Consider the following 13,879-nt stretch of genomic DNA (forward strand, 5'->3'; position numbering starts at 1 on the left):
TGTTGCCAGGGATGAGTCGGTCATACTTCGCCACCCTCGAACGTTTCACGGTATAGCGTATGAAGTTTTTCAGCTCTCTCCTGATCGCCTGCGCCGTTTTCAGCGGTGTTGCCCAGGCCTCCAGCAGCCAGGCCTGGAACGAACAACGCCAGCAGATGCTCAAGGCCTGCCTGGCTGCCAGCCAGTTCAAGGATGCCCACGCCCGCGGCAAACCTGCGGAGTTCGATGACCAGGTGGGCTTCAGCGCCCTGGTCATCGAAGGGGTGTATCCACAAAAGCACATGCAGCGACGCACCGGCTCCGAGCTGTGCCTGTACGACCGCCAGCAGCAGCGGGCCTTCGTCAGCGAATGGAACCTGGGCGCCAAGTGAACGACTCTTTGCGTTTTGCCTGTACCGGCTGTGGCAAGTGCTGCACCGGCCACCATGTGCCACTGACCTTGGCCGAGGCGCGCCAGTGGGCGGCCTCCGGCGGCCAGGTGGTGGTGCTGATCGAAGCCTTTGTGGAGGACGGCCCAGGGATGCCGGCAGACCAGCGTGAGCATGTGCTGCGCCGCTCGCACCCGGTGCCTTGTGGCGACAGCGAGGTGCGGGTTTCGGTGACCTTTGCCGCGTTCAACCCTGGGCGCTGCCGCAACCTGGACGAAAACGACCTGTGCACCATCTACGAGAGCCGGCCGCTGGTTTGCCGCATCTACCCGGTGGAAATCAACCCGCACATTCCACTTCGGCCAGAGAACAAGGACTGCCCGCCCGAGGCTTGGGAGCAAGGGCCTGAGCTGATTCATGGTTCATTGCCGGTGGACCCGGCGCTGCAGGCACTGGTGCAGGCGTCCCGGCAGGCAGATCGCGATGACATCGCGGCCAAGGTTGCCGTGTGCCAGGCCTTGGGCATGACCATCAGCGCGCTCAAGGGCAATGGCTTCACGGCCTACCTTCCAGATATGGGGGCCTTGGCTGCAGCGCTGGCGGATATACCGGCACCGCACGGTGCGCCGTGGGCCTTGCACGTCCAGGACGCAGCCCTGCTGGCCAGCCTGCAGGCGCAGGGTTTGCAGGCCGGCGACACGCCTTCGCAGTACTACGCCTTCATCGGCTTCTGACAAGCCTGCGCTTTAGCTGTGCAAGCAACCGTCCTGCCCAATTTCTAGAGGCCAGCGCAATCCAAGTGGGCCGGGCTTGCCGGCGATGGGCCGCAAAGCGGCCCCAAGTGCTCGCTGGTCCCGTCGAGCGCTCGGGCTATTACAGCTCTGCTAGGGGGCTGCTGCGCAGCCCATCGCCGGCAAGCCGGCTCCCACCACGACCGCGCAGTTCCTTAGACCTGCGCTGTGCCTGTGGCAGTAACTGTCTTGCCCAATCTCTAAAAGCCGGCGCAATCCAAGTGGGAACCGGGCTTGCCGGCGATGGGCCGCAAAGCGGCCCCAAGTGCTCGCTGGTCCAGTCGAGCGCTCGGGCTATTACAGCTCTGCTAGGGGGCTGCTGCGCAGCCCATCGCCGGCAAGCCGGCTCCCACCACAACCGCGCAGTTCTTTAGACCTGCGCTGTGCCTGTGGCAGTAACTGTCTTGCCCAATCTCTAAAAGCCGGCGCAATCCAAGTGGGAGCCGGGCTTGCCGGCGATGGGCCGCAAAGCGGCCCCAAGTGCTCGCTGGTCCCGTCGAGCGCTCGGGCTATTACAGCTCTGCTAGGGGGCTGCTGCGCAGCCCATCGCCGGCAAGCTGGCTCCCACCACGACCGCGCAGTTCCTTAGACCTGCGCTGTGCCTGTGGCAGTAACTGTCTTGCCCAATTTCTAGAGGCCAGCGCAATCCAAGTGGGAGCCGGGCTTGCCGGCGATGGGCCGCAAAGCGGCGCCACAACCGCTTAGGCGCTGCGGTTCATGCCCATTTCCATGTCGTTGATCAGGGCTTTGGCCATGGCACTGAGAATGCGTGCCGCACTGCCAGCGATCATGTTGCCCTCCATCTCGGCTTCCTCGCTCAAATGCCGGATACAACCGAGCAAGACCGACAGCTCATCGAACGCATGATTGAGCGGTATGCCCGGCTGGATGGCGTACAAGCCGAGGAATGTTTCCTTACCGGCTGTGCTGCGCAGTCTCAGTTCATCACTCACGGTTGATCTCCTGCATCGCCATATGGGCGACAAGGACACGCAGCAGTTCAGTGAGGATGCCGAGGTTTTCCAGCAGCGCGTAGCGATGGTCTTCGGCTTCGGTGTCGAGGTAGAGCTGGCTGGTTTTGCAGAAGCAGTCCATCAGCGTGGCAGCGTGAGCCTTGGCGTCCTCGGCGGAGAGGCCGGCGATTATTGTGATGTAAGGGATAGGGAATGAGGTCGGTGGATCGGGAACGATCTTCTTCATGACTAAATCTCTTAGGGATTTACCTGAATAGCGACCACCTTCTCTTTCTCACGGATAGGGTGGCAGCCGTACGCGAGGTGAGAAAACCGCTCCCCATCTGCGGCCAGACCGAAGTCTCACGCGCACGGCCGCCATGACATGAAGCCATGACGAGGGGAAGACCGCAGCTTCTCACAGCCGCTCGCCGTTGTGGCGAACCGCGAAGTTATCGCTGAAGCATTTCCCCGACTATCAGACGCCATCCGACAGAGCGCGTAGGATAATTCCTCATGGCCGCACTCTTGAAGCATCTGGTTTCAGATTCAGAATCTTCTTACGCGCTAAGGACTGCCAGCTAAGCCGCCCAACCTGTCAGCGCTGTCAGCCAGCTGTCACGCTGCCGACCCGGTCACAGCGCTATAAGCTTCAATACAACCTCCCTCTTGGCCAAGGTGCCCGCGCCGATGCGACGTCCTACCTGCCCTCTCCTGCTGGCTACCACCGCCCTGCTCGCCCTCGCAGCCTTGGGCATCTGGTATGGCCAGCGCCAGGAGGCGCCGGTTGCGCGCGCGCAAAGCGCCATCCCGGTGCGCGTGGTCAGCGTTGCCCAGCAGGACGTGCCGCGCTACGCCAGCGCCATCGGCTCAGTGCTGTCGCTGCACAGCGTCGAAGTAAAACCGCAGGTCGAAGGGGTGCTGACCCGGGTACTTGTCAAAGAGGGCCAGTGGGTAAAGCAAGGCGACCTGCTGGCAACCCTTGACGACCGCAGCATCCGCGCCAGCCTGGACCAGGCCCGCGCTCAGCTCGGCCAGAGCCAGGCGCAAATCCAGGTCGCCGGTGTAGACCTCAAGCGTTACCGCCTGCTCAGCAGCGATGACGGCGTGTCCAAGCAGACCCTCGACCAGCAACAGGCGCTGGTCAACCAGCTGCAGGCCACCGTAAAAGGCAACCAGGCCGCCATCGCCAATGCCGAAGTGCAACTCTCCTACACGCAGATTCGCTCCCCCGTCACCGGACGCGTTGGCATCCGCAACATCGACCCCGGCAACCTGGTGCGCGCCAGCGATACGCAGGGCCTGTTCAGCGTGACCCAAATCGACCCCATCGCGGTCGAGTTCTCCTTGCCGCAACAGATGCTGCCAACCCTGCAAGGCCTGCTCAAGGCGTCGGCCCCTGCATTGGTGCAGGCCTACATGGACGCCGATGGCGAACGCACCCTGCTGGGTGAGGGCCACCTGGCCTTGATCGACAACCAGATTTCAGCCAACACCGGGACGGTGCGGGTCAAGGCTGAATTCGACAACAAGGACGGCCGGCTGTGGCCAGGGCAACTGGTGACCATCCGTTTACGCACCGCGGTGCAGGAGAACGCCCTGGTGGTGCCACCGCCGGTGGTGCAGCGCGGCGCCGATGGCCACTTCGTCTACCGCCTGGACGGTGACAAGGTCACCAGTGTGCCAGTCAAAGTGCTGTACCAGGACAGCGTGCTGAACATCATTGCCGGGGTCAAACCGGGCGAGCGTCTGGTGCTCGATGGCCAGTCGCGGCTCAAGCCCGGCTCGCGCGTGGAGGTCGCCCCGGACGCACCGCCACCGTCGGAAATGGCCGACGGCCGGGGCCAGCCATGAATAGCCGCAACAGCGTATCGGCCTGGTGCATCGACCACCCCATCGCCACATTGCTGTTGACCTTCGCCCTTGTACTGCTCGGCGCCATCGCCTTTCCACGGCTGCCCGTGGCGCCCTTGCCGGAAGCCGACTTCCCGACCATACAAGTCACCGCCCAGTTGCCTGGGGCCAGCCCGGAAACCATGGCCTCTTCGGTGGCCACGCCGCTGGAGGTGCAGTTCAGCGCCATCCCCGGCATGACCCAGATGACCAGCAGCAGCGCACTGGGCTCCACCACCCTGATCCTGCAGTTCACCCTGGACAAGAACATCGACACTGCCGCCCAGGAAGTCCAGGCGGCCATCAACACGGCTACCGCGCGCCTGCCCCAGGACCTGCCCAACCCACCGACCTGGCGCAAGGTCAACCCAGCCGACAGCCCGGTGCTGGTACTCACCGTCAGCTCCGCGCAGATGCCTGGCAATGACCTCAGCGACTATGCCGAGACGTTGCTGGCACGCCAGCTGAGCCAGATCGAAGGCGTCGGCCTGATCAACATCACCGGCCAGTTGCGCCCGGCCATCCGTGTGCAGGCGCAGCCGGAAAAGCTCGCTGCCATGGGCCTTACGCTCGCCGACCTGCGCCAGGCCATCCAGCAGACCAGCCTGAACCTGGCAAAGGGCGCCCTGTATGGCGAGCACAGCGTGTCGACCATCGCCGCCAACGACCAGCTGTTCCACCCCGAGGACTACGCCAGGCTGATCGTCTCTTACCGCGACGGCGCCCCCGTGCACCTGCAGGACGTGGCCAAGGTGATCGACGGTGCCGAAAACGCCTACGTCAAAGCCTGGTCCGGCAACCAGCCGGGGCTGAACCTTGTGGTGTTCCGCCAGCCTGGCGCCAACATCGTCGAAACCGTGGACCGCGTGCTCGGCGCCTTGCCCAAGCTGCAGGAGATGCTGCCGGCCTCGGTCGAGGTGTCGGTGCTGCAGGACCGTACCCAGACCATCCGCGCGTCGCTGCATGAGGTGGAACTGACGCTGATGATCGCCGTGGCCCTGGTGATCGGGGTGATGGCGCTGTTCCTGCGCCAATGGTCGGCCACCCTGGTTGTCTCCAGTGTGCTGGCCGTGTCGTTGATCGCCACGTGCGCACTGATGTACGTGTTCGGTTTCAGCCTGAATAACCTGACCTTGGTGGCCATCGTCATTGCTGTCGGCTTCGTGGTGGACGACGCCATCGTCGTGGTGGAAAACATCCACCGCCATCTGGAAGCCGGCGAAGACAGCCGCACGGCAGCGCTCAAAGGGGCAGGCGAGATCGGCTTCACCGTGGTGTCGATCAGCTTCTCGCTGGTTGCCGCGTTCATTCCGCTGCTGTTCATGGGCGGGGTAGTTGGCCGGCTGTTCAAGGAGTTCGCCCTGACCGCCACCGCTACCATCCTGATTTCGGTGGTCGTGTCGCTGACCCTGGCACCGACCCTGTGCGCCTTGTTAATGCGTCGCCCGCCCTCGGCACATCAAGGTGGCTTCGGCGAGCGGCTGGTGAAGTGGTACGAAAAGGGCCTGGACCGGGCCCTGGCCCACCAGCGCCTGACCCTCGGCGTGTTCGGCCTGACCCTGGCCCTGGCTGTGGTGGGTTACGTGGCCATCCCCAAGGGCTTTTTCCCCCTGCAGGACACCGGTTTCATTCTTGGCACCACTGAAGCGGCGGCGGATGTGTCATACCCGTCGATGATCGACAAGCACCTGGCACTGGCGAAAATCATCGAAACCGACCCCGCCGTGAGGGCCTTCTCCCATTCGGTGGGCGTTACCGGGAGCAACCAGACCATCGCCAACGGCCGTTTCTGGATCGCCCTCAAGCCCCGCGGCGAGCGCGATGTTTCGGCCAGCGAGCTGATCGACCGGCTGCGCCCAAAGCTTGCGCAGGTGCCTGGCGTGGTGCTGTACATGCGTGCCGGCCAGGACATCAACCTCAGCTCCGGCCCGTCACGCACCCAATACCAGTACGTGCTCAAGAGCAACGACGGCGTCGCCCTCAACCTGTGGACCCAACGCCTGACCGAGCGCCTGCGCGAAAACCCGGCGTTGCGTGACCTGTCCAACGACCTGCAACTGGGCGCCAGCGTTACCCGCATCGACATCGACCGCCAGGCGGCGGCCCGTTTCGGCCTGACCACCACCGACGTCGACCAGGCGCTGTACGACGCCTTTGGCCAGCGACAGATCAGCGAATTCCAGACCGAGACCAACCAGTACAAGGTGATCCTGGAACTGGACGCACAACAGCGCGGCAAGGCCGAAAGCCTGAATTTCTTCTACCTGCGCTCGCCGCTGACCAACGAAATGGTGCCGCTGTCAGCCTTGGCGCATGTCGCCGCGCCCAGCACCGGGCCGCTGTCGATCAGCCATGACGGTCTGTTCCCGGCCGCCAACCTGTCGTTCAACCTGGCCCCCGGCGTGGCCTTGGGCGATGCGGTGGCGATCCTGGAGCGCACCCAGCGCGAGCTGGGCATGCCCGATTCGATCAGCGGCAACTTCCAGGGCGCGGCGCAGGCGTTCCAAAGTTCGCTGTCGAGCCAGCCGTGGCTGATCCTCGCCGCACTGGTGGCGGTGTACATCATCCTTGGCGTGCTCTACGAGAGCCTGGTGCACCCGCTGACCATCATCTCGACCCTGCCGTCGGCGGGCCTGGGCGCGTTGATACTGCTGTGGGCGATGGGCCAGGACTTCAGCATCATGGGCCTGATCGGGGTGGTGCTGCTGATCGGCATCGTCAAGAAGAACGGCATCCTGCTCATCGATTTTGCCCTGGAAGCTCAGCGCCAGCGTGGCCTGACGCCGGAGCAGGCCATCCACCAGGCATGCCTGACGCGCTTTCGGCCCATCATCATGACCACCCTGGCCGCCCTGCTCGGCGCGCTGCCGCTGATGTTCGGCTTTGGCGCCGGTGCCGAGCTGCGCCAGCCGCTGGGTATCGCTGTGGTCGGCGGCCTGCTGGTCAGCCAGGCCCTGACGCTGTTCACCACCCCGGTCATATACTTGGCGCTGGAGCGCCTGTTCCATCGCCCCAAGGCCGCCAGCGCGGTCGCGCCGAGTACCCACTGAGACAAGACCATGCGTGTGCTGATCATCGAAGACGAAGAGAAAACCGCGGACTACCTGCATCGCGGCCTGAGCGAGCAAGGCTTCACTGTCGACCTCGCGCGGGACGGCATCGATGGCCTGCACCTGGCGCTTGAAGGTGACTATGCGGTGATCGTACTCGATGTGATGCTGCCGGGCCTGGATGGCTATGGCGTGCTGCGTGCCTTGCGTGCACGCAAGCAGACGCCGGTGATCATGCTCACCGCACGCGAGCGCGTCGAGGACCGCATCCACGGCCTGCGCGAGGGCGCCGACGATTACCTGGGCAAGCCGTTCTCCTTCCTTGAACTGGTCGCCCGTCTGCAGGCCCTGACCCGTCGCAGCAGCAGCCATGAACCGCTGCAGGTGCAGGTCGGCGACCTGTGGATCGACCTGATGGCGCGCAAGGCCAGCCGTGCCGGCCAACGCCTGGACCTGACCGCCAAGGAATTCTCGCTGCTCAGCGTGCTGGCCAGGCGTCAGGGCGAAATCCTCTCCAAGACCGCCATCGCCGAACTGGTCTGGGACATCAATTTCGACAGCGACGCCAATGTCGTCGAAGTGGCCATCAAGCGCCTGCGCGCCAAGCTCGACGGGCCATTTGACAACAAGCTGCTGCATACCATTCGAGGCATGGGCTATGTCCTGGAAAACCGTGCCGGTTAACTCCCTCGCATTGCGCTTGTCGGCGCTGTTCATTCTGGTGGCGATGGGCGTGTTTCTGGTTATCGGCTCGGCCCTTTACCGCCAGGTCGACCATAGCCTGGACATGCTCCCAGCGGCCGAGCTGGACGCCCGCTTCAGCGTGCTCGAATCCACCCTCAATCGCTACGGTACCCGCGAGCACTGGGCCAAGATCAGTAACAAGCTCAACCTGCTGAGCGAGGAAGACAAACGTATCCGCTTCTGGGTGGTCGGCAGCGACCCCGCGTTCGAATATGGCCAGCCCAGCGAACAGGTCCGCGCATTCGCCCAAGGCCCTGAAGGGATGCGCGACCTGCGCCTGCCTGACAGGCCTTACCCTTACAAGGTGCTGGTCAGCGAGTTGCCGGCCCTGGCAGGCCGCCCGCCCCTGCGGTTTCTGATCGCCATCGATACCGAGACCTTCTGGCAGGCCCAACACAGCCTGCTGGTGGCCATCATCGGGCTGGCGGTGCTCGGCGTGCTGCTGGCCTCGCTACTGGGCTACTGGGTAGCACGCATCGGCCTGCGCCCGCTGCTGGCGCTGTCCAACGAGGCCCAGGCCTTGGCCCCCCCGCGCCTGGATGGCCGCTTGCAAACCGTCAACCTGGCCCCGGAACTGGCGCAATTCGCCGGCGCATTCAATGCCGCGCTCGACCGGGTCAGCCAGGCCTATTCGCAGCTGGAAGCGTTCAACGCCGACGTTGCCCACGAACTGCGCTCGCCGCTGACCAACCTGATCGGCCAGACCCAGGTCGCCCTCACCCGGGGGCGCAGCGCCGAACACTACTTCGAGGTGCTGCAATCGAACCTGGAAGAGCTCGAACGCTTGCGCAACATCATCAACGACATGCTGTTCCTGGCCAGCGCCGACCAGGGCAGCAAAGCCACCGCCCTGACCGAGGTATCGCTGGCCGAAGAAGTGGCCACCACCCTCGATTACCTCGACTACATCCTCGAAGACGCCCAGGTCAGCGTCACCGTCAGCGGCGATGCCCAGGCCCCCATCGAAAAAGCCCACTTGCGCCGGGCATTGATCAACCTGCTGAACAACGCCGTGCAGCACACCGCGCCGCATCAGGTGATCGGCGTGCATATCGATGCCGGGCTGGAGCAGGTCAGCATTGCCGTGAGCAACCCCGGGCCGGCTATCGACGATGATCACCTGCCACTGCTGTTCGAGCGGTTCTATCGGGTGGATGCGGCACGCAGCAACAGTGGCGGGGGCAACCATGGGTTGGGGTTGGCCATCGTCAAGGCGATTGCCTTGATGCATGGGGGCGAAGTTTTCGTGCGCAGCGAGGCAGGTGCCAACACCTTCGGCATTCGCCTGCCAAACGCTCAACTGCAGGGTTTTGCGCCGAAGGGGTGACGGGTTTTGCAGGGATAGTTACCTTTTGCGCAACAGTGCTTATCGCGCCAGGCGCTGTTTCCAAGGCCATCAAGCGACTAACTTTAGCCCTGTCTCCATTAGCACTTGCAGCGCAAGAAGGTAGTTTCAACATGTCCAACAGTATGGGTATTGCCAGCGTTTTCGTTCTGTCTTCCCTGTTGTTGTCGCCCCTGGCCATGGCCGAAGAATCCCCGGCTTTCGTCGCCCGTAATGCAGAGCTGGCCGCTGTGCACCAGCAAGCCCAAGGGGCTGTCGCGCACAAGGTCGACGCAGGCAAAGATGCAGAACAGACAGCCTCCCGAGTCCATAGCGACGCCAATGCCGAAGGCTGATCGCGCACCACTACCGCTCCCGTTTCCCCCCGGCTACACCATGGGCACCCCCGGCGCCGATATGTTAGCCTTTTAAAGCCGCTGCCGATCAGCGGCTTTTTTTATGTGCGTTGACGATCAGCCCGGCCGTTATTTCTCTAACAAGAAAGTTGCACATTCAAAAATAAAAACTGCCCCACCGTCAGACCAAAGGAGCTAGTACCGGTGCCTTCCGCGTTTCGTTTTACCCCGTTGTTCATTGCATTGACTGCAACGATTCCCTTCGCCGCCCAGGCAGATGAAGACAAGGCTGATGGCTTCATCGAAGGTTCGTCATTCAACCTGCATTTTCGCAATGCCTACTTCAACCGCGACAACCACAACCGCGGCGTGCGCGACACCCGCGAGTGGGGCCAGGGCGCGGTTGCCCGCTTCGAATCGGGCTACACGCCCGGCGTAGTCGGCTTTGGCCTCGATGCGCACGCTATGCTGGGCCTTAAGCTCGATGGCGGTGGCGGCCATGCCGGCACCAGCATCCTGCCCAAGCACGTGAAGGACAACGGTGAACTGGGCGCTGCCCCCCACGCGTTCTCCACCGCAGGCGCGGCGGTCAAGCTCAAGGCCTTCGACACAGAACTCAAAGCCGGTGACCTGTTCCTGACCAACCCGGTGATCGCCGGTGGCGAAACCCGCATGCTGCCGCAAACCTTCCGTGGCGTCAGCCTGACCAACACCAGCGTCGACGGCCTGCTGCTCGAAGGCGGCCAGGTCAGTTTCACCAAGCCGTACAACCAGAGCGGCCACCGCCGCATCGACACTTACTACGGTTTGCTGGATGAGCAGGACAAAAGCAAGCATCTGAACTGGGCGGGCGCGTCGTGGAGCGGCACCGAGAACATCACGGCCAACCTTTATGCCGCCGAGCTGAAGGACATCTGGAACCAGTACTACGCTGATTTCGACTACATCTATGTGGTCAACGACCTGGTCAGCCTCAACCCGGGCGTGCACTTCTACCACACCCAGGACACCGGCCAGGCGCTGCTGGGCAAGATCGACAACAACACCTACAGCGTGCACTTCACCGTCAACGCCGGCTACCACAGCGTCACTGCTGCCTACCAGCGGGTCAATGGCGACACGCCGTTCGACTACATCAACCTGGGCGATAGTGTGTACCTGGACAACTCGCGCATGTACTCGGACTTCAACGCGCCCAACGAGCGTTCGTGGAAGCTGCAGTACGGTTATGATTTCACCGGCCTTGGCATGCCTGGCCTGACCACTAGCGTGTCGTACTCGCGCGGCGAGGCGGACCTGTCCAAGGCTGACCAGAACAACACCCACTACGACTACTACCGCGCCGACGGCAAGAACGCCCAGCACTGGGAACGTGACCTGGATGTGAAGTACGTGTTCCAGGAAGGCGACTTCAAGGACCTGTCGGTACTGGTGCGCTACGCCGTACATCGCGGCGGCCAGGGCTATGCGTCGATCGACAGCAACAGCGATAACGACGAACTGCGGGTGATCGTCGATTATCCGTTGAACGTGTTCTGACCTGAGGCCGGCGATAGCCTGGGGCCGCTTCGCGACCCATCGCCGGCAAGCCGGCTCCCACCGGGACCGCGCCAGCTTTTAGACGTTGAGCATCACAGTTCCTGCCACAGGACGGGCGTCTACTTCTGGAAATTGGCGAAGCGCAGACCTGAAGAGCTGCGCGGTCGCGGTGGGAGCCGGCTTGCCGGCGATGGGCTGCGCAGCAGCCCCCTGCTCGATTCCGTCGGACAAATCTTGTCCGACAATCACCACTTCCCTAGAATATCGCCCGCCGCAACCGGCCCTGCCTCAGCAGTAGCGCGAATGCCCACTCGATTACCGCGTCTCGCCCTCTACAGGTCGCACCCCGAACTGATCCTCAATCTGGGCAGTTGCATCGCCGTGCTCGCCATCGTGGGCATCGTCGGTTACCTGCTGGGGCGTGAGCGTGAGAGTGTCGAACAATCGGCCGTGCGCTCCTCCAGCAATATCGTCCAACTGATCGAAAGCGACATTCTGCGCAACGTCGAACTTTATGACCAATCCCTGCGCGGGCTGATCTGGGCCGTGCAGCACCCCGAACTGCTGCAGGTCACGCCCAGCCTGCGCCAGCAGATCCTTTTCAACCAGACCTTCGCGGCCCCGGTGCGCGGCGATATTCTGTGGCTCGATGCCAATGGCGACGTCGTGGCCGACTCCACCAGCGTGACCCCGCGCCAAGCCAATTTCGCCGATACCTTCGACTTCCGGGCCCATCGCCGCGACCCTGACCTGGGGTTGTTGATCAGCCCGCCATTCAAGGCGCGGCTCGGCGACCTTGACTGGTGCATCAGTTTCAGCCGGCGCATCCCCGCAGCCGATGGCAGCTTTGCCGGGCTGGCCGCCGGCGCCCTGCGCCTCTCCTATTTCAACGAACTGTTCCAGCGCCTTGATATCGGCCATGAAAGCAGCATCAACCTGCTCAACGTCGATGGCCAACTGCTCGCCCGCCAGCCACAACGCGACCAAGACCCGTTGATCGGCACCAGCTTCGCCGACCGGCCCAACTTCAAGCGCATCCTCGGCGAGCGCAGCGGCAGCTTTACAGCCCGCTCCAGTTTCTATGGCACCCAGCGCATGTACACCTTCGCCCGGGTCTCCGACCTGCCGTTGATCGTACTGGTGGTGCACTCAAGCGATGAGGTGTTCCAGTCATGGCGCCGCACGGCGTTGGTGGTCAGTATCGCCACCGGCGTGCTGTGCATCGGTATTCTCTGGCTTACCCTGCTGCTGGGTCGCGAATTGCGCCGCAGGCATGAGGCTGAACAGGGCCTGGCCACATTGGCGGCAACCGATAGCCTGACCGGCCTGGCCAACCGCCGCCGTCTGGATCAGGTGCTGCGCCAGGAATGGGCGCGCGCCCAGCGCAACCGTAAACCGTTGGCCGTGCTGATGGTGGATGTGGATCACTTCAAGGCATTCAACCAGCGCCACGGGCACGCCGGGGGCGATCATGCGTTACGAGAAGTGGCCAAGACGATCGAACAGTGCATACGACGCCCGGCAGACTTGGCGGCGCGATACGGGGGGGAGGAATTTCAAGTGGTTTTGCCGGAAACCGAACTGTCCGGTGCCCGTCTGCTGGCGGAGAGGATCCGTACCCATGTCGAGGCACTGGCACCTTTTGCCGATGATGCACACGCGGTGACGGTGAGCATCGGCATCAGCGTCCACACCCCCGGCACCCAGCAAGATCTGGCGACCATGCTGGGTGCCGCGGATGAGGCGCTCTACCGGGCCAAAGCCAAGGGCCGAAACCGGGTAGAGGGCCCTGAGGATTAGGAGCGGGCGCGTGCGGCGTTGCGCAGTGCCTTCACCTGGTCATGGTTACGCTGTACGCCCTGCAGTTGCTTTTCAACGAGCATATAGCTCTGGTCGGTGGCAGAACGGCCCAGCTTGACCAGTTTCTCACGGGCTTCCTTGTAGGCTTTGAGGGCATGGTCTTCGCCGCGTTCTACTTCGTTGAGCACGGCCTCGTCATCCTTACCGGTAACCATCGACTTCAGGTTCACCCAGCCGCGGTGCAGGTCGCCGCTGATGCTGGTGGAGGTTTCCGGGTCGCCGCCCAGGCGACGCACTTCACTCTGCAGTTCGCTTGCTGCATTGCCGCACTCGCCAGCGCGTTGGGCGAAGAAGGATTTCAGCTCCGGGTTTTTCACATCCTCAGCCGAAGTTCTGAAGCCTTTCTCGCCGTCCTTGCTGTACTCGATCAGGTCGTTAAGCACGTTGATTACGTCTTTGTTGAGGTCGCTCATGGCTGTAACTCCTTGGCAGGTAATAGTCATGTAAACAGGAGCAGCCTTCGTGCCAAACCGACCATTAAATAAAAATTCTTAAAAAACAATAAGTTGCTTGAAGAGTGGAAACCATGGAAAACGGCGTTATGCATGATTGCCGCTTGGGTGCTCGTGCAGATTGCAGTATGGTCGGCGCACGTCTACTGCCAGGTCTTACCGATGAAACCGGAAACCCTCGAACTGCTGGTAATCCGCACCATGCCCTTTGGCAAATACCAAGGCCGGATCATCGCCGACTTGCCGGGTGACTACCTGGCATGGTTTGCGCGCAAGGGGTTTCCGGCGGGTGAGCTGGGCGGGTTGCTGGCGTTGATGCACGAGGTCGATCACAACGGCCTGGGGGATCTGCTGGTGCCGCTGCGGCAAAAGCACCGGCGCTGAGCCTGTTGCGGACCCAGATGCGCGTGGGTCCCGTTGAGCTATATCTGCGCTATGGGGGCTGCTGCGCAGCCCATCGCCGGCAAGCCGGCTCCCACCCCGACCGCGCAGCGCTTCAGACCTGCGTTGTACCTGTGCAAGCAACTGTCTTGCTCAACGTCTAAAAGC

Annotated in this window: 13 protein-coding genes; 10 read left to right on the plus strand and 3 right to left on the minus strand. The window is 62.9% G+C overall.

Features of this window, described 5'->3' with window-relative positions; genetic code table 11:
• The first annotated feature begins 59 nt into the window (after positions 1 to 59).
• Entirely contained in the window at positions 60 to 371 is a 312-nt protein-coding gene (locus tag OSW16_RS22645) for a hypothetical protein (protein ID WP_241804137.1), read from the plus strand.
• Positions 368 to 1,102, plus strand: a complete 735-nt coding sequence (locus tag OSW16_RS22650; RefSeq protein ID WP_267818650.1) for a YkgJ family cysteine cluster protein — start codon at positions 368 to 370, stop codon at positions 1,100 to 1,102. Before OSW16_RS22645 ends, OSW16_RS22650 begins: the two co-directional genes overlap by 4 nt.
• Positions 1,103 to 1,860: 758 nt before the next feature.
• Here the strand turns inward: OSW16_RS22650 and OSW16_RS22655 are convergent.
• Positions 1,861 to 2,112 carry a DUF3077 domain-containing protein gene (locus OSW16_RS22655; protein WP_267818652.1) on the minus strand — a complete coding sequence of 84 codons (252 nt, stop codon included), beginning with the start codon at positions 2,110 to 2,112 and terminating at the stop codon, positions 1,861 to 1,863.
• Positions 2,105 to 2,359 (minus strand): hypothetical protein, encoded by a 255-nt coding sequence (locus OSW16_RS22660; RefSeq protein ID WP_267818654.1) that lies wholly within the window; start codon positions 2,357 to 2,359, stop codon positions 2,105 to 2,107. The genes OSW16_RS22655 and OSW16_RS22660 overlap by 8 nt, the downstream gene beginning before the upstream one ends.
• Before the next feature lie 443 nt (positions 2,360 to 2,802).
• Here OSW16_RS22660 and OSW16_RS22665 point away from each other — a divergent pair, with 443 nt between their 5' ends.
• The 7 genes from OSW16_RS22665 (at position 2,803) to OSW16_RS22695 (ending at position 12,818) form a co-directional block, all read left to right on the plus strand.
• Positions 2,803 to 3,966 (plus strand): efflux RND transporter periplasmic adaptor subunit, encoded by a 1,164-nt coding sequence (locus tag OSW16_RS22665; protein WP_267818656.1) that lies wholly within the window; start codon positions 2,803 to 2,805, stop codon positions 3,964 to 3,966.
• On the plus strand, positions 3,963 to 7,055 hold the full coding sequence (locus tag OSW16_RS22670; protein WP_267818658.1) for a multidrug efflux RND transporter permease subunit: 3,093 nt from the start codon (positions 3,963 to 3,965) through the stop codon (positions 7,053 to 7,055). The genes OSW16_RS22665 and OSW16_RS22670 overlap by 4 nt, the downstream gene beginning before the upstream one ends.
• Positions 7,056 to 7,064: 9 nt before the next feature.
• Positions 7,065 to 7,739, plus strand: coding sequence for a heavy metal response regulator transcription factor (locus OSW16_RS22675; RefSeq protein ID WP_267818660.1), 675 nt, complete (start codon positions 7,065 to 7,067; stop codon positions 7,737 to 7,739).
• Positions 7,714 to 9,126: a heavy metal sensor histidine kinase gene (locus tag OSW16_RS22680; protein WP_267818662.1), complete on the plus strand. Its 1,413-nt coding sequence runs from the start codon at positions 7,714 to 7,716 to the stop codon at positions 9,124 to 9,126. Before OSW16_RS22675 ends, OSW16_RS22680 begins: the two co-directional genes overlap by 26 nt.
• A 131-nt stretch (positions 9,127 to 9,257) precedes the next feature.
• Positions 9,258 to 9,479, plus strand: coding sequence for a hypothetical protein (locus OSW16_RS22685; RefSeq protein ID WP_267818664.1), 222 nt, complete (start codon positions 9,258 to 9,260; stop codon positions 9,477 to 9,479).
• A 204-nt stretch (positions 9,480 to 9,683) separates the two neighbouring features.
• Complete coding sequence (locus tag OSW16_RS22690) at positions 9,684 to 11,018, plus strand: OprD family porin (RefSeq protein ID WP_267818666.1); 1,335 nt, start codon at positions 9,684 to 9,686, stop codon at positions 11,016 to 11,018.
• Positions 11,019 to 11,321: 303 nt separating this feature from the next.
• On the plus strand, positions 11,322 to 12,818 hold the full coding sequence (locus OSW16_RS22695) for a sensor domain-containing diguanylate cyclase (RefSeq protein ID WP_267818668.1): 1,497 nt from the start codon (positions 11,322 to 11,324) through the stop codon (positions 12,816 to 12,818).
• Here OSW16_RS22695 and OSW16_RS22700 read toward each other — a convergent pair.
• Positions 12,815 to 13,291, minus strand: coding sequence for a ferritin-like domain-containing protein (locus tag OSW16_RS22700; RefSeq protein WP_267818670.1), 477 nt, complete (start codon positions 13,289 to 13,291; stop codon positions 12,815 to 12,817). The two genes, OSW16_RS22695 and OSW16_RS22700, sit on opposite strands and share 4 nt — an antisense overlap.
• A 201-nt stretch (positions 13,292 to 13,492) precedes the next feature.
• Between OSW16_RS22700 and OSW16_RS22705 the strand changes: the two genes are divergently transcribed.
• A complete protein-coding gene (locus tag OSW16_RS22705) occupies positions 13,493 to 13,714 on the plus strand; it encodes a DUF3820 family protein (RefSeq protein ID WP_012316204.1) in 222 nt (73 codons plus the stop codon).
• The last annotated feature ends 165 nt before the right edge of the window (positions 13,715 to 13,879 follow it).

The sequence above is a fragment of the Pseudomonas putida genome (assembly GCF_026625125.1).
GTDB classification, from domain to species: Bacteria; Pseudomonadota; Gammaproteobacteria; order Pseudomonadales; family Pseudomonadaceae; genus Aquipseudomonas; species Aquipseudomonas putida_X.

Excerpts from the sequence above, each read along its gene's own strand:
- OSW16_RS22660 (WP_267818654.1), bottom strand. The coding sequence starts at position 2,359 with ATGAAGAAGATCGTTCCCGATCCACCGACCTCATTCCCTATCCCTTAC.
- OSW16_RS22670 (WP_267818658.1), top strand. The coding sequence starts at position 3,963 with ATGAATAGCCGCAACAGCGTATCGGCCTGGTGCATCGACCACCCCATC.
- OSW16_RS22645 (WP_241804137.1), top strand. The coding sequence starts at position 60 with ATGAAGTTTTTCAGCTCTCTCCTGATCGCCTGCGCCGTTTTCAGCGGT.
- OSW16_RS22695 (WP_267818668.1), top strand. The coding sequence starts at position 11,322 with ATGCCCACTCGATTACCGCGTCTCGCCCTCTACAGGTCGCACCCCGAA.
- OSW16_RS22700 (WP_267818670.1), bottom strand. The coding sequence starts at position 13,291 with ATGAGCGACCTCAACAAAGACGTAATCAACGTGCTTAACGACCTGATC.
- OSW16_RS22685 (WP_267818664.1), top strand. The coding sequence starts at position 9,258 with ATGTCCAACAGTATGGGTATTGCCAGCGTTTTCGTTCTGTCTTCCCTG.
- OSW16_RS22665 (WP_267818656.1), top strand. The coding sequence starts at position 2,803 with ATGCGACGTCCTACCTGCCCTCTCCTGCTGGCTACCACCGCCCTGCTC.
- OSW16_RS22705 (WP_012316204.1), top strand. The coding sequence starts at position 13,493 with ATGAAACCGGAAACCCTCGAACTGCTGGTAATCCGCACCATGCCCTTT.
- OSW16_RS22675 (WP_267818660.1), top strand. The coding sequence starts at position 7,065 with ATGCGTGTGCTGATCATCGAAGACGAAGAGAAAACCGCGGACTACCTG.
- OSW16_RS22680 (WP_267818662.1), top strand. The coding sequence starts at position 7,714 with ATGTCCTGGAAAACCGTGCCGGTTAACTCCCTCGCATTGCGCTTGTCG.